We start from the raw sequence: 16,185 nt of genomic DNA on the forward strand, positions 1-16,185 counted from the left end.
TCTCAATTGACGGTCAGTCAGTGTATGCTGACTGACCGCTTTGTATGACCATAATTGAGATAGGACGTTGCCGCTGCCTGGGGAGCATAAAAATTCGTAAAGCAATGATTTCACAAAGAGAAGATTTTCAATCCATCTCATAAAGGCTTTTGTTACAAGCACTGAGAGAAGATTTGCAATGAAATATTCCTCGTTTTCTGATAAACGCTTGCTTCTTCTGCCAGTAGCAGCATTAGCGTTTTTTATTGCTTGGTGGAAGGCCGGATCGGAGAATGTAAACGTTGAACAACAATTTCGTGAAGTTCAGATAGCAATCGAGCGAAATGACATTGAAGAAGCGCTGGATCTGTTAGACAACATTCTTGAGCGTAGTCCGAACCACAGTCAGGCCTTATTATATCGCGGTCAGTTACGGAGAGACGCGGGAAACCTGGCAGGAGCAAGTAGTGATTGGAAAAGTGTGCCGGATCATCCACCAATGACTGGTGGCGTTGCTCGTTATTTGGAGGCTACCATATTATTGGAGAAGGGAAAGGCACGTCTTGCTGAACAGAAACTTCTGCGTGCTGTTGAGTTACATCCAAGTTATCCTCAACCGAATCGAAGGCTGCTCGAATTGTATATCGTCCAGGGACGAAGAGATGATGTGCATCAGCAGCTCACTCGGATTGCACAATCCCGAGCGTTGGCAATTGACGAACTGGTCTTCCGATTCGTCGCTCCGGAACGAGCGACGGTACCTGCCGCTGGCTCGGAACTAATGCGTTCCTATATTGCCGCAGATCCTGAAGATCAAGACAGCAAGCTGGCGCTGGTCCGATATCTTCTTGAGGAAGAAAAGTATTCTGAAGCCGATGACATCCTGCAACCACTGATAGTCGCGGATCCACAGGACGAACGAGCCGTCGGCCTACTGGTTGAGATCCTGCTAAAACAAGGTAAGACACAGCACGCCGGGGAGATCCTTTCAAAATACTATCGAAGAAAGCCTTCACCGGAATTTTCGAAAAGCGTGGGTTACAATGCTGCGGAAGTGGAGGATTGGGCCACAGCCGCAAAGCATTATTTGTATGTGGCCCAAGAGCGACCGGAGGATACGGGTTCATTATATCGTTTGGGTCAAGTATTGCAGCGTCTGGAATGCGATGTGGAAGCTCAGCAATGTCTGAGGCAGGCCAAACTAATGGACCGTCTACAGCGCCAGGCTTTGCGGCTCGTCTGGGGAAGTCGGGATAAAGTAGACCTGATGGTTCCAATTGCTCTCGAAGTAGGAGACCTGTTAGCACAGTTGGGACGTCGTACTGAAGCACTACTCTGGTATGAACAGATTCTCGCTGTTCGTCCAGGTTATGAACCTGCACTGGCTGGATTACGTAAGATTACAGAGAATCCCGAACATCCTGAGACTCAACCGTATCGGTCCGAGCGATTGTTATCGAAAATCTCCAAGCTTGAACTAACAAACTTTCTATCCGATGAAGCCTCTTTAACAGTTTCGCCGTTGACTGACAGATCGACTTCGATTCGTCTAAGTGATGTGCATGCTGAGGCTGGAGTGGATTATCAATTTATTGGTCGGTCCAAGTTCAAATATCCGCCAGAGAGCACCAGTGGCGGGGTGGGGGTGCTTGACTATGATCAGGATGGATGGCCTGATCTCTACTTTCCTCAGGGTTGTCGACTACCGTACAATCCCGATGATTTTACCTATCTCGACCGTCTCTATCGAAATAGAGGAGATGGGACGTTCGAAGATGTCACGGAAAGAGTCGGATTGCGTGAAAATCGATACGGGCAGGGCATCACGGCAGGCGACTATAACAGCGACGGTTTTCCGGATTTAGTTGTTGTGAACTTTGGGCGGAACACCTTTCTCCTCAACAACGGCGATGGATCGTTTACTGACATCACCAATCAAGTCGGACTGACCGATGAGGTGATGAGTTCCAGCGCGGCTTTTGCAGATCTCGACAGAGACGGGTTACTTGATTTGTACGTGGTGAACTATCTCGATTCGATAAAAATTTGTCATAGCCCCGACGGAACGTACAGTTCCTGCAACCCTTCCAATTTTGAGGGTGAACAGGACCGGCTGTACCACAATCGGGGTGACGGAACGTTTGAAGACATTACCAGTGAGTCTGGAATCGTCGTCCCGGACGGCAAAGGTCTGGGGATCATCATTGCGGACCTGAACGAGGATGGTTTACCCGACGTTTACGTTGCCAATGATACAACACCTAATTTTCTATTTCGAAATCTGGGAGCTGAGGACGGAATTCGGTTTGTGGAAGAAGGGTTGCTTTCCGGTGTGGCGCTTAGCGGAGACGGACGCTCAGAGGCGGGCATGGGTGTTGCCTGCGCGGATCTGGATGGAAACGGTGCGCTCGATTTGTATGTAACCAACTTTTATCAGGAGACGAACACCCTGTATCTCAACCAGGGAAGCGGCGACTTTCTCGATTCGACCCGATTAGCAGGATTAGCAAAGCCAACGCATTCGCAACTTGGCTTCGGGACCCAGGCAGTCGATTTGAACCTTGATGGTTTACCTGAGTTGTTCGTTGCCAACGGCCATATTGACGATTTCGGATTTCGTGGGGAGCCCTGGAAAATGCATCCGCAATTATTTGAGAACGTCGGTGAGGGAAAGTTTACCGATGTTTCAAGTCAATCTGGAAATTACTTTCAGCAAAAATATCTTGGACGTGGTGTGGCACGTCTCGATTGGAATCGCGATGGTCGCCCGGATTTATTTGTAGTTCATCAGGATAGTCCTGTCGCTCTCTTGAAGAATGAGACTTCAAACGTCGGCAATGGTGTCGTGATCGAGTTGCATGGAGTGAAGTCAAACCGTGATGCAGTGGGAGCGCGATTACGTGTGACCGCAGACGGACTGACACAAGTGCTCGAAGTCTGTGGTGGCGATGGTTTTTTTTGTGTGAACGAACGTCGTCAGTTTGTAGGTGTTGGGAATGCTTCCCACATCGATGAGTTGGAAATTATCTGGCCTAATGGAAACCGGGAAACACACACTCAATTACCTACCCATGCGAAGTTGGTATTTATCGAAGGGAAAAGCCCACTCGTGATGAGGGATCAGTAAGTTCTCGCACTGGAAACACTTTTACAATAAGCTGCTAAAACAAACCGAGGTACAAATCCAAAAACATGTGTAAAAACGCGAAACCCAAACACCACATCAAAGAATTCCCTTTCCAGACAATCAAATAAAAATTACCGCGCAGAAAGAACAAACACTCGCACAACGAAAAACAAACCCCGCCCGAAAAAGATTCTATCTGATATCACTGGCCCGTGCAGAGATAAAAATCCAGCAGTGGTGTTGAAAGTGCAGTGAGCGAAATGGTCAACAACAAGGGTAGCCTATAGAGAAAGTCTGCGTAGGGCATCATTTCGTCGAGGGAAAACGACTCGTCTAGCGTCCGTCGCCGGTTTTTAGCACAAGACGGACAAGAAAATGGAAAAAATCACTGCGCGATTGACACGGGGGGGCGCGATATTATGATGGAAAGCAATTCCGGCGTGGAGCGGTTCCAGGCTCAATCCACTTCAACCCAAATAGGAAATATCTGGTTGAATAATTTTTCAATTATGGAGACCCTACCATGCTTAGAAAAATCTCATTAGCCTGTGCGATCAATCTCGCCATATTATTCTCATCGGCGTCGGCCCATTATCTTTGGATCAATGTCGATACAAAATCTGGCGATCGAGGAACAACCAACTTATATTTCGAAGAGGGGCCCAGGCCCGGCGATGGTAAATATTTAGATCCTTTCATCGAACGAGGTACCACCTGGATTCACACGGTTAAAAATAATAAACCCATGCCGTTGAATATGTCGGTCGTCAAAAAACCTGGCAAGCGCTGGTTAGCAAACGAGTTGCAAGTTTCTGCCCCGCGAAGCATCGAAAGTTTCTGCAAATGGGGCGTTTACAGCTATGGCAAAACCGAAGTGCTGTTGCACTATTACGGCAAGCACATTGAAGCGGATTCGTTAAAAGATAAAAACTCACTGGCGCGGGCCAAGCAATTGGATTTGGATATCGTACCGACATTTTCAGATGACGGCGTAGAAATTCAAGTTCTCTGGAAAGGCAAACCAGCTGCCGGACGTCCGTTTAAATTACGGGGCGTCGGCGGGTTGAATAAGAATCTCACAACCGACGAAGAAGGCCGCGTGCGGTTCAAGCCGTTAGCCAGTGGTTTTCATTCGATGAGAACCAGCGTCGATGAACCAGAGCGCAGCGGTACTTTTGAAGGAAAAGAGCATGACATCGCACGGCATCATAGTTCATTGACAGTGAACTTAACCGTAAAGAATACAGAAAAAGGTTCCTGACCCGAATGGCACTGCCGTTTGTAGCGTAAGGATTTACATTCATATGACAGCCTTTCATTTTCTATGGTAATGATAACTGGGCAGAAAAAGGTGTCAGGAACAAATGGCACTGTCATCTTTCAGTTTATGCGTACGTTGGTCTATGACAGCTATGAATATTTTGTAAGCAACAATAAATGGACCTGACACCTTTATTCTTCCTGAAACTGCTCGAGGTAAGTTCATTATGGATGAAAAGAAAGAGTCAAGGTTCCTTCGATTTGCGTATTACGCAATTCCAATATTGCTAGCAGTTTATGTGTTGAGTATGGGCCCTCTCGCTGTATTTATGTGCTATTCAGATGGAACTGCTAGACATCCTGAGTACATAGACATGCAGGAATCATTTTATGCTCCTTTGGCTTTTTTCGTAATTCGCTATGATCCATTGAAATGCCTGTGCAGAGAATACACGAAATTTTGGTACATAAATTTCTCTCCCACGCGCAAAAGCTGCATAAGGTAGTTCGTATGTCTGAGAAAAAGAGATGGATAACTCTTCGATTTCTCGGCTATGCCATTCCGATGTTTTTAGTGGTTTATATTTTGAGTTCTGGACCTGTCCTTGCTTTCATTCTCAATGAAAATACATTTTATAACGACGTTGATTTTGCATTGTCAGTAATAAACTTCTACGCACCTATGATTCTAGTGGCTAGAAGCAACACGATGTTAAGCGATTGCTTTGACGTATACATGGACTTCTGGAATAAACTTATTTAACACTCTCCCGTACAAGCTGATACTGCTCGAGGCAGTTCATTATGTCTGAACGAAAACGCCATATCATTTTCCGGCTTGTTGGTTATGCAATACCATTCATGCTCGTTGCTTATGTCTTGAGTATTGGGCCTTTTAGCTTATTGATGACGATCCCTTTAGATAATGGGCAGGAAACTATATTCGGTGATGAGTATGAGACTTTAGACTTTTCCAAAACTTTTTATGCACCGATAATGTATGTAAGCCAGAGAAACAAATTTGTTGAGTACATAATCATTGAATACATAGATTTCTGTTGCAGTTTTGTTTAAACACTCTCCCGCACACGTTGAGAGTCTAAGGCTTCTTATGAATCATAATTTACTGCTTCGAATTGTCGTATATTTCCAACTCTTGGCTACTCTTTATATCTTTTACATGGTTCGTGTAGGACCTGATGATTTAAGTACAATTCATCGTGAACTTATTTTTGGGTTGATTCCTGGTGCAAGCTCTCTTTCCCTCGTTATTTTTTACTGTCTATTCAATGACTATCAATATTCATGGAAACAGTTGCTTTTTGTCTCTATTAGTTGGGTCGCAAATTCCATTTCAACGGGAATGTGTATAGGGATGTTCCGAATCTAGCAACCATTTCTGCATCACTCCTCCTTCAGTTTCTTAATCACTTCTGCCTGATTTTTTTATCAAATTTTCCAATCCACGCGTGATATTCGATTACTTCCTACGCCTTTAATATGTAGCGACAACTAGATAGTTCTGTTCAACTAGATCAAAACCAGAGGTATTAGTGTGTCTGAGGATGATGAAATACAAGATGGAATAGATGACGAAATTTTGATGTTGACTAAATCAATCTTAGCCATATTTACAACAATTATTGGTATCGCACTCGGTGCAGTCATTGGATTTTATGGTCTTTACTATCATTGTTTGATGATGGACACAATTCACGGAGGAACGGGCCCGGGTGGTGCTGTCGGAGCTGGTTGGGCACTTCTATTTATTACCATCCCATTAGGAATGTTACTGGGTGGTGGACTTGGTTGTTTCCTTCCGCTTTATATTTTAAGGAAGAAGAAGTAACTATTTTTATATCATTCCCCGTTCAGCTTCTTAATCACTAAACATCTGCAAATAGAGTTTTTTTGCTAACTCTGGTAACCGATCCAGCTCAACCACAACCAACCAAGGTTTCTTGTTTCGCCGGTGACACACAATAGGTACCTCATAATCCTATGCGTCGTTCTTAGCCTTTTCGATTGCTGGATAGATACTTAAACGCCTCAGCTCGTTTGCACTCGATATGGACGCCTGGAAGTGAGAATACCATGAACCAGAGATTCGGTAGCATCAATTGTGGAAATGCCCATTTGAAGCCAGCAACGATTGCGGCGGACACGACTAAAGCTACAACAGAAATTCATATGAGAGATGTGGGATTCAGTAATATGAGATATAAAACTACCCACATACGCCGAGTATATGCTCATCGTGGAATAAACCAAGCAAGCTCGGGTTTTGCTGTAAAGAATTTCCTCATAATTCACTACACGGAACTCATTGAGATTAGCTTTGGAAATATTATTTTGAGTATTTAGCAATCCATATATCAACAGAAAAATATTACAAACAACAGTAGTATTTCATTTAACGTATCGATTAATGAAAGGTTCAAAAAAATTATGAATCAGGAAAGGATGTAAGTTCTCCTTAAATCAAACTATTTCCCAGACTCACCTTGGTAGAGGAATGTATTCCTCTATTTCGTTGTAACAGTTGTACCTAGTCGCTATATTTGTACGTTGTGAGTGAATTCTGCAGATAGAAATGCATATCCGAAAGCGGGAGTTTGCCATGTCACACGCGGAAGACCTCTGGGATGGATCGGAATATGCACACAATTCATCGATGCAGTATCGACAGGCCTTAGAAGCTCTAGAGCGTATTGACGTTAGTTTGTACAAACGGGTACTCGATATCGGATGTGGAAACGGTGCCGTCACCAAATATCTGAGTCAGCAAATACCCTCTAGCCAAGTCGTCGGTGTGGATGTCTCTCCTTCCATGGTCGAATTTGCCCGCCGCACGTACGCCGAACCGGGACGACTCGATTTTCGGCAGATGAATGCCGATCAGCTCGACTTTGACGAATCATTCGATTTGGTTTGCTCGTTCAGCATCCTCCATTGGGTGAAACGGCAATGGGCCGTCTGGAGTGGTATCCATCGCGTGTTGTGTAGCAGTGGTCGTGTGCTGATCGGATTCCAAGCCGACCACGAAGAATTTTGGGACGCCGTATCCATTGTATCAGAGCGCAGCCATTGGAAGCCGTTGTTATCGGACTTTGAAGATCCGTATCATCATTGGACGCGCGAGTTCATGATGCGATGTATACGTGGCAATGGATTCTATGTCGATCGCTTCGACGAAATTATTGGCGATGAATACTTCGGCACACGGCAGGCTTTGGCCGATTTTTTTTGCTCCTGGGTACCAGTGGCCCGTCACGTATCGGCTGAGATTCGACAGGATCTCATGAACGAAATCCTAGACCTCTACTACCAGCGAATCGACTCTGAATTGGTTGAGAAAGCAGGAGTGCGAATCCGTCGCTATATTATCCAAGCCTGGAAACGATGAAGAACTGCCGCTACGGTTGTTCGCCATTATTCTACCGTATTCTTTTGCGCAGCAGGCTCGATCATTCCCCGACGTGGGCAGCCAAAACTGAGCAACGTCGGGCCACTCAGCACAATTCATCTTGGATTATCGGGGGTTCCCTCTAAGGGTTCTCGCCTGGCTCAGTTGTAGACCCGTCTGGTTTCACCGTCGGGACGCTCAGTAGGGTTGGCGTCACGGCGATGGTCAGACACTTTTTTAATATCTGCCCCTCTTTGGACTTCTCCTGAGATTGTATTGAGCTTTGGCCGCCGATCAAAATCGTTTCGCCCGGCTCGGCAAACACTTGCGTATTGACGCGGCGGCAGGTCAATCCCGGAACGACGTTTCCGCTGATATTGACAGCGTTATTGAAGTCGCAATTAGAGGCTTCAACCTGTAGTTCCAGACGAACCTTTCCATCAGGCATTATCGCTGTGACAGTGTCGACGCGAGTACCGAACTCGCGCCACTCGACGCTGGTTTTGCCGGATTGCTGAGGAATGAGAATCGGAAACTCTCCCCCGCTTAGCAGATTTGCGGCCTGTCCGGGAGTGGTCATGAGTGATGGTTCGGCAATCACTTTAAGTACTCCCGCTTTGCGAAGCCGCTGCCCGGTCGTCGTGAATTGACCGTGCTCGTCGAATAGTTTTTCTGGCGCCTCTTGTTTGCACTTCTCGCAGTCTGTTTTGCGCGCCAATGCGGCTTGATCGATGTCTGTTTCCTTTGAGCAGAGGCCCGACTTGCAGGTGTTACACTTTGGCGCTTCTATGCTGAATTCGCACAGCTCGACCCCGTCTGTTTTAAGCTTCTCCAAATCGAATTCAATGAGCTTCACGTCTACCTGGATTTGCTGGACAACTCCGGTCAGCCGATACAGTTCGCGAATTTCATCTTGCAGTTCGTGTAGAGCTTTGAGTTTTTCTTCCAGTTGCCGCTGATTGCGCAACGACGAAGCCTGACTGCGCAGACGCTGCGCTTTGTCGTTGAGCCCGGCAGCTTCGAGGTGCTTGGCGGCTTGTTCCAAATGGAAGGCTTTATCGCTCGACCCGTCCACCAACTTCGGAACCGTCTGCTTGATCTGCGCCACCGAATTCGCCGGAGTCGGTGCGTTGGGCAGAAGATCGGTCTGCGCGTACGAAGTGCTGGCAAAAACTAAGACGAAGATATTGCAGAGATACGTGCCTGTGTGCATGATGGGACTCCATTCCACAAACCGGGAGAAATTCGCTCTCTTCCACAGGGAGCTTCGCGCGGAAGTGTACCATTATGCAGACAGGCGGTCAATTGGTCTTGACGCCCACTGAGAACTGAGTTCGCCCGAGCTTGATCACTTTTCAGGCTCCAAGAAGTGTCCCACTAAACCACAAGTTTTACCTGTTGTTTGGTTTAACAACCATTTTGCGGGCACTTCATTTTGGCTGGATGAGACTGCGTTCGATTAGCGAAAAACAATCTGCTTGAGATACCTGTAAAAAATTGTTCGCGTAATTCATCAAATGTGGGACAGTCAAATCAAACAAACGATACACAGATTAAACTCGAAACCATCCGGATACGCTTCCGAGCGATTGCTTTTCGTAATGATGAGATTTCAAAGATAGCTCGTCTTTGATTGGGATAACTGATTCATTCAGGCCTCAATGGGTTTCGTCGGATAGAGCCAACTTTTCAATAACCAGCTTAAAACGGGAATCATTACCCAGGTCATGAGGGGAACGGTAATGGTTGTCGTGATTGCACTACCAATGAGAAAATGTAATTCACTAGTGACAGGACGTATTAAATTGACAATAGGAATCACAGTCATATATACGGCAATCCAGACGATAATTGCCATTTTGTATTTGGGGGGATGCTGAGAAGGATGTTGCTCATCATGATGAGTGAATTCAAACCATGTTTCCAAACCGACATTATGTTCAATCGCTGGCGGGACATGTTCGAGTGCATGTAAGCGTGAGACCCAATGTTCTCGTTCGGGTGAGCTTTTCCATGCCTCCAAATTTTCTAATTGATCAAATCGAATCACAATTTGATATGTTGGTTTCAGACGAGATTCCTGTTTGAGAACAGTCGTTCCCATGTGGCCTGGAAATTTTAACGATTCCTGGATTGTGCTGGTTAAAGTCTGTTCCCATTCTTTTTCATTTCCTGCAGCAGGATGGGCTGTCACAACCATGGTGATTGGATCTGTATTGATTGAATTCATACAGTGAATGCTTTCTGATGTAGTTCAAGTGCTTCGAAATATTGTAATCAGCACAAAAATTTAAGAGTGGAGATTTTAAATATAAATGTACTCATATTACCGGCGTATTATATTACAAATAACAGATTTCAAAAGAGTGTCGTTGTAAAATAAAACGCTTACTAATCTTACGAGCGTTACTTATTTTGTTTTCAGATCATTGAGATAATTCGGTTTGAAATTTCATCTATACAACAAAGAAATTATCTGATAATGAATCGCCACTTTCCCGATACTTTTACAGGCGGTGCTTGTTTAATCACTGCTTCTCTGATCTAACAACCGGGATTGTAAAAAGTGCAAAGATTGGGTGAAAGGATTCACACAAATGGACTACTTGTCATATAAGAAAATGTTTTTGCTTTTGTTGCTCTGTTTAGTGCAAGTGGGCTGCAGTTCCATGAATCATACTCAGGCAGGTGCAGCAAACGGAGCAGGGATCGGTGCGGTGACTGGAGCGATTATTGGCAGTCATTCTGGTAATGGAGGCGCTGGTGCCTTAATTGGCGCAGCTACTGGTGGACTCGCGGGTAGTTTGATTGGAAATGCAGAGGATGCAAGAGAAGAACGTGATGTTGCCATTGCGCAGGCAAACCATGAGCGTATGGCGCGGTCGGCTATAAAAAATAGCGATGTGATTCACATGTCTCATAACGGTGTGAGCGATTCGGTCATTATTGGAGCCATTCGGAGTCGGGGAGGTGCCTTCGATCTAAGTCCTCAAACAATCATCTCACTGAAACAACAGGGAATTAGTGATCAGCTGATTGAATTTATGCAGAAGCATAATTATGTTGCCGGAACTGAACCGGTCATTGTGAAACAGAGACCAGCGACCGTCGTAACATCACCGTCTGTCGTCTATGTGACTCCACGCCCAAGGCCTCGATTCAGGCCTCGAACAGGAATTCATGGTCACTTTCACTTTTAAGGACTCAATGTTTTTGTTGCTACCTGATTTGAGTCTGAATCCTTCTTTTTCCAGTCAACGGTAAGCCATAATATTGCCTGACCATCTTGACTGCCGGTTGCGACATAGCGTCCATTGGGAGAGAAGTCTACGGAGGTCACTCCCTGGGAGTGATTGCTGAGAGTTAGAATCTCTTTTCCCGATTCTGCATCCCAGAGCTTTGCTGTACCATCATCGCTGGCGGTAAAAGCACGGCTGTCATCCGGAGAGAAGACGACTGAGGCAACGGGAGCTGTATGTCCTGCAAGGATCGTTTTTTTCTGTGTCACGATGTCCCAGATAATAGCGGTGTTGTCTTCAGAGCCCGAGATCAGTCGTTTGCCATCATGTGAATAGGCCACTTTTCGAATTGGCCATGCATGACCTTTAAAAGTCGACAGTTTTTTGCCAGATTTTGAATCCCACATCACTAATGTTTTGTCGTCTGAAGCCGTAACGATTTGTGAACCATCGGGAGAGAATATGGCGCTTTTGACATGAGAACCATGGTGATCCAGAGTAAGAACGATCTTTCCAGTCACAGCGTCCCAGACTTTTGCAGTTCCGTCATCGCTCGATGTCAAAATCAGTTTACCATTCGGAGAATATCGGGCAGTATTCACGAAACCCTGATGTTTCTGTTCCAGTTTCTTTTCCGCATGTCCCGTTTGAGTATTCCAGATTTTGGCAGAGTTATCCCAACTACCGGTCACGAGCCACTTGCCATCCGGTGAAAACGAGGCTGATGCAACGACGCCATGAGGATGAAAGGCCATTTCCTGTTTTGCCGTCATTCCATTCCAGAGTCGTGCGTCACGACCTCCTACAGTCAAAATTGAATCATGATAGGGAGAGAAGATGGCAGTCCACAACATACCGCCTTTTGTTCTAAAATCCAGAAACGCATTCAGTTGACCATTACTACCGGGACTGAGTAACTCTTTTCCTGTATCCAACGCCCAGACCTGAATCACTCTCTGTTGCACATTTGCAGTAAGCAGACGTTTGTTATCATGCGAAACGCTTACCGAGTTGATCAAACCGTTTGCAGGTTGAATGGTTCGAATGATTTTAGGAGTGACAATATCCCAGACTCTCACCAATCCATCGGCACAACTCGTGACAGCTTGTGTACCATCATTAAAGACTGACATCGAAAGAACAGAATCTGGGTGTTTGAGAATTAAACTTTGATTTTCTTTACCTGTTGAAATGTCCCAATGTCCTACTGTGTTGTCACCACTTGCACTAAGCAGTGATTTGCCGTTGCTTAAGAACTTGAGGGCGGCAATTTTACGTGTGTGGCCATCTAGCTTGTGTATTAATTCTCCTGTCTTAACATTCCAGAGCATGCAACGGCCTCGGACATCTCCACTGGCACAAAAACGCATATCAGGGGAAAATGCGACGGCACACACCTCAGACTTGTGGCCCTTTAATTCTTTAACCATTTCACCGCTATCGATATTCCAAATACGAACGGTTTTCTTGTCACTACCAGTGATCAAAAAATGCGAATCAGCAGAAACATCAATGGCAGCACTGCGCCCCGTGTGCTCGAAGCGTTTGTGTTCCGTTCCTGATTGAATGTTCCAAATCCGTACCGAATTATCAACGGCTGCCGTTGCCAGACGTTTTCGGTCAGGGAGGAAGATCGCATTTGATGCCAGGAAGGAGTGGCCTTCGGTAAATTCTTTTCGGACCTTTCCTGTAGAGACATTCCAGGAAATGGCAGTTTTATCGCGACTGGCTGTAACCAGTTGTTTTCCATCTTTGGAAAAGGAAACATCTAGAATCGCATCGACGTGATGGGCAAGGACGCGTCCCTTTAAAGTTCGGATTTCTTCATAGCCCGCAATATTCCAGAGTTTAAGATGGGCATCGTGACTTGCAGAGAGAATCCACTTGCCATCGCTCAATAGTGTAGCCGCCTGGACCCAACTGTCATGGCCACGTAATGTCTTCAAAGCTTTTGTGGTGGCAATGTCCCAGAGTTTGACAGTATTATCATGGCTGGCACTGATGATCATTGTGCCATCATTTGTGAATTCGGCGGATTGAACACTTTCCTGATGACCCTCAAATGCGATAAATGGAGGGGGTTCATTTTTCTTACCTGCTACGATTTTTGAATAGTCGTAAGGAACGAGGTCCTCCGGTTTCCATAACAAGACACGCCGATCATAGCCACTGCTGGTGACATGCCTGCTTTCAGGATCAGGTGAGAAGTGGGCAGAATAGACGGGGCCCTGATGGCCGGTGAAGGGAGCCCCCTGTTTTCCTGTTTCTACAGACCAGATAATAGCAGTTCCATCCTGACTCGCTGTGACAATCCGGCGTTCATCTGTTGAAAAATTAGCATCCCAAACCCACCAGTTATGTCCCCAGAAGCGTTGTAGCTGTTTACCGGATTCAACTTCCCAGAGTCGTGCCGTTTTATCATACGAACTGGAAAGCAGTCGCGTTCCATCATTGGAAAATGAGAGACTTAACACGCCTTCGGTGTGGCTTTTATCGAACGGATTCTTCCCCTCTGAGTTTTGAAATGTTCTAGGGATTTGTGTTTGTGAATTCAGATCCCATATTTTGATAAAACCTTTTGGATCTTCACTCCCTGTTGCTAATAACTTTCCATCTGGGCTGAGCGCGACTGCCAGTACAGGGTGTTTATTATGGTCGAATTCACCAATGACTTTCCCGCTCACCCGATCCCAGAGACGAGCGAAGCCGTCTTTTCCACCGGTTACAAATTGTGAACCGTCTTTAGAAATTGCTAACGCATCGATTGGAGCTTTGGCGTCAAAGTCACGGCTACTTTGAGAGCAGAGGTGCATTAAGCGTCCCCATTCCCAGTTTCTTAATTTTTCGGGGCATTCATTTAATAGTTCAATGGCACTTTCAAACGCATTTTCTTCAATCTTCGCAGCTGCCAGACCAATACGAGCAATATAGGCTTCGTACTCTTCCCTTTGCCTTGCTTGTTCTTCATCGGCTCTTGCTTTATTTGCTACATCTTTTGCTTTGATAGCTTTGTCACGATCAATTATTGACTGTTGTAAAGCAATCTCTTCTTGTTCTTTTGCATCTTCTGCTTTTTTACGTGCAATTTCTTCCAGAGCACGTGCATCATCCGCTTTTTTCCGTTCTAGTATTGCAGTATCCCGTTCACTCTCAGCAACTTTTTCTGCTTCAAGGGCACGATTTGCTTCTGCTCGAATCCAGAAGAAGGCACCGATGACGACAAACAGGAAGGTCGCCAGTATACCGGCAGAAACCCGCTTTGCTGCACGGAGACGTTGCTGGCGCGCATCACGTTCTGTTTGAGCCGAACGAATCTTTGTGATCAACTCTACATGTGATGTGTCCTCTTCACTTAAGAGTGAGAGTCCGAGATCGTAATCTCCTTTTTCATAAGCGGTACCGGCATAGCTTAATGTGGAATTCTGAATTCCTTCTCTCGCTGATGAATTTTCAGGCCAGAGTGAGAGTGCTTCCTGGAATCCAAATAATGCTCTTGAAAACGATTCATAATTTTCTGTTTTGATTGCGGAATTTAAATCTTCTTCAGCTCTTGTTGTTAGAGAAATACTTTCGGAGTGTGATTGATACTCCATGATGGCTTGTTGAAAAGCCTGCACGCTGGGATAGCGGTCCTGGGGTTGTGTTGCCATCGCTTTCATGGCAATGTCAACCAGTTCTCCTTTTTTCTCAGTTGGTACAATACTATTCTTTGCGGCTGCCATCAGGCATTTCATCGCGGTTTTGCCTGTATGTGGCGGGCGTCCTGTGAGGATTTCGTAGAGAATGGCTCCTAACAAGTAAATATCAGATAGTGGCGAAATTCTGTCTACGGGTCCTGTTGCCATTTCAGGAGCCATATAAGCGGGAGTTCCACCCATACTGGACGTTGTAATAATACTATTGGACTTCCGAAATCCGGTCGTAGATTGTGCCAGCCCCCAATCCATGACCAGTACTTCACCAAATTCACCAAGCATCACATTTTCGGGCTTTAAATCACGATGCACAACACTTCTTGAATGAGCAAAAGCAACCGCATCAGCGACTTTCATCAGGATATTCAGATTTTCAGCAAGCGAGTTTTTACGAATACTCTTTAACCAGGGGCGACCTTCGACTTTTTTCATTGAGTAGAACAGGGCACCACTGTTGTTGCTTCCAACGTCATAAATCGGAACGATATTTGGATGGTCCAGTTCACCGGTAACCACGGCTTCCGCAAGAAATTTATGTCGTTGATCCTGATTTTTTGCTGTTTTGCTTTTCAGCATTTTGACAGCGACCTGACGGTCGATTGATGTTTGTCGTGCCGTATAGACTACTCCCATCCCACCCTGGCCAAGGACTTCAATCAGTTCATATTCAGCATCCGCTGTAAATTCAGCCGCTGTGGTATCACTGAAATTTCGTTTTTTGATGACCAGAGAAGTTTGATTGGTAAGGTCTTCATCAATGAATTCTTGAGCTTTGATGGTCATTTCAGGACCTTCAGCCATTGTCGCCATTTCTGGTCCCCAGGCAGAGTTCATGGTTGCCATGAGTTCTGGAGGAACATCATCAGAGACAAGAGTGGCATCGATGTCGAGCGGTTGATTCCCATCTTCGATTAATGTGGCATTGATGTCCGAATTTTCTACTGGTTCGTCGAGCACCAGTGTTTGGTCGTTCTCAGCATTTGTATTCTTTGTTGGAAATTCACTGACTGTTTCTGTTTCCGATCCTTTAGATTGATTTCCTGCTATTTGCGATTCATCGGCATCGGTAAGCTCAGGATCAATGACCGTTGCGTAAATATCATCTGATGGATTGATTTCGGCAACCGTTTGCTGATTCGCTGAGAGATCATCCACAGTGTCTGAGTCTGGAATCGATTCATCATGCGTCTGATATTGATCTCCTGAAGCGACTTCTTCGACCGTTTCCTGTCCTGCGCTGGAGAACTCCTCTGAAGCCCATTGATCCGAGATGATGGTCTGGTCGTTTTCATTACCAGAATTCTCTGAATCAGATTGTGATTCGCTTTCAGACTGCGCATCGTGTGTGTTCAGTTCGTCCGGCGATTCCTCATTTTGTTCTTTTTTGTCCGGAGTGTCGTTCATAAGGTTACCCGCATGTTGCCGTTTCGTTTGAGTAAGAAAAAACGACAGTCTCTTTGAAATATAATGTAAGTTGTT

Annotated in this window: 8 protein-coding genes; 5 read left to right on the plus strand and 3 right to left on the minus strand. The window is 45.6% G+C overall.

What is annotated here, in order from left to right; genetic code table 11:
- The first annotated feature begins 178 nt into the window (after window positions 1-178).
- The 4 genes from V144x_RS13770 (at window position 179) to V144x_RS13785 (ending at window position 7,772) form a co-directional block, all read left to right on the plus strand.
- The gene (locus V144x_RS13770; RefSeq protein WP_144985728.1) at window positions 179-3,106 is read left to right on the plus strand and encodes an FG-GAP-like repeat-containing protein; all 2,928 of its coding nucleotides are present in this window, start codon (window positions 179-181) and stop codon (window positions 3,104-3,106) included.
- Window positions 3,107-3,629: 523 nt separating this feature from the next.
- Window positions 3,630-4,367: a DUF4198 domain-containing protein gene (locus V144x_RS13775; RefSeq protein ID WP_144985729.1), complete on the plus strand. Its 738-nt coding sequence runs from the start codon at window positions 3,630-3,632 to the stop codon at window positions 4,365-4,367.
- Between the two features lie 1,602 nt (window positions 4,368-5,969).
- Window positions 5,970-6,215: a hypothetical protein gene (locus V144x_RS13780; protein ID WP_144985730.1), complete on the plus strand. Its 246-nt coding sequence runs from the start codon at window positions 5,970-5,972 to the stop codon at window positions 6,213-6,215.
- A 771-nt stretch (window positions 6,216-6,986) separates the two neighbouring features.
- The gene (locus V144x_RS13785; protein WP_197998923.1) at window positions 6,987-7,772 is read left to right on the plus strand and encodes a class I SAM-dependent methyltransferase; all 786 of its coding nucleotides are present in this window, start codon (window positions 6,987-6,989) and stop codon (window positions 7,770-7,772) included.
- A 142-nt stretch (window positions 7,773-7,914) separates the two neighbouring features.
- On the opposite strand, the gene V144x_RS13790 is transcribed toward V144x_RS13785, so the two are convergent.
- Window positions 7,915-8,985 carry a type II and III secretion system protein gene (locus V144x_RS13790; protein WP_144985732.1) on the minus strand — a complete coding sequence of 357 codons (1,071 nt, stop codon included), beginning with the start codon at window positions 8,983-8,985 and terminating at the stop codon, window positions 7,915-7,917.
- A 438-nt stretch (window positions 8,986-9,423) separates the two neighbouring features.
- Window positions 9,424-10,002 (minus strand): antibiotic biosynthesis monooxygenase, encoded by a 579-nt coding sequence (locus V144x_RS13795; RefSeq protein ID WP_144985733.1) that lies wholly within the window; start codon window positions 10,000-10,002, stop codon window positions 9,424-9,426.
- Window positions 10,003-10,369: 367 nt separating this feature from the next.
- Here V144x_RS13795 and V144x_RS13800 point away from each other — a divergent pair, with 367 nt between their 5' ends.
- Window positions 10,370-10,972, plus strand: coding sequence for a glycine zipper domain-containing protein (locus V144x_RS13800; protein ID WP_197998924.1), 603 nt, complete (start codon window positions 10,370-10,372; stop codon window positions 10,970-10,972).
- Here the strand turns inward: V144x_RS13800 and V144x_RS13805 are convergent.
- Window positions 10,969-16,110, minus strand: coding sequence for a protein kinase domain-containing protein (locus V144x_RS13805; RefSeq protein ID WP_144985734.1), 5,142 nt, complete (start codon window positions 16,108-16,110; stop codon window positions 10,969-10,971). The genes V144x_RS13800 and V144x_RS13805 overlap by 4 nt on opposite strands.
- Window positions 16,111-16,185: the final 75 nt, after the last annotated feature.

The organism is Gimesia aquarii (assembly GCF_007748195.1).
Lineage (GTDB): Bacteria > Planctomycetota > Planctomycetia > Planctomycetales > Planctomycetaceae > Gimesia > Gimesia aquarii.

Bases quoted from the DNA above. Each gene is read 5' to 3' on its own strand.
- V144x_RS13805 (WP_144985734.1), bottom strand. From the start codon at position 16,110: ATGAACGACACTCCGGACAAAAAAGAACAAAATGAGGAATCGCCGGAC.
- V144x_RS13785 (WP_197998923.1), top strand. From the start codon at position 6,987: ATGTCACACGCGGAAGACCTCTGGGATGGATCGGAATATGCACACAAT.
- V144x_RS13795 (WP_144985733.1), bottom strand. From the start codon at position 10,002: ATGAATTCAATCAATACAGATCCAATCACCATGGTTGTGACAGCCCAT.
- V144x_RS13780 (WP_144985730.1), top strand. From the start codon at position 5,970: ATGTTGACTAAATCAATCTTAGCCATATTTACAACAATTATTGGTATC.
- V144x_RS13790 (WP_144985732.1), bottom strand. From the start codon at position 8,985: ATGCACACAGGCACGTATCTCTGCAATATCTTCGTCTTAGTTTTTGCC.
- V144x_RS13770 (WP_144985728.1), top strand. From the start codon at position 179: ATGAAATATTCCTCGTTTTCTGATAAACGCTTGCTTCTTCTGCCAGTA.
- V144x_RS13800 (WP_197998924.1), top strand. From the start codon at position 10,370: ATGGACTACTTGTCATATAAGAAAATGTTTTTGCTTTTGTTGCTCTGT.
- V144x_RS13775 (WP_144985729.1), top strand. From the start codon at position 3,630: ATGCTTAGAAAAATCTCATTAGCCTGTGCGATCAATCTCGCCATATTA.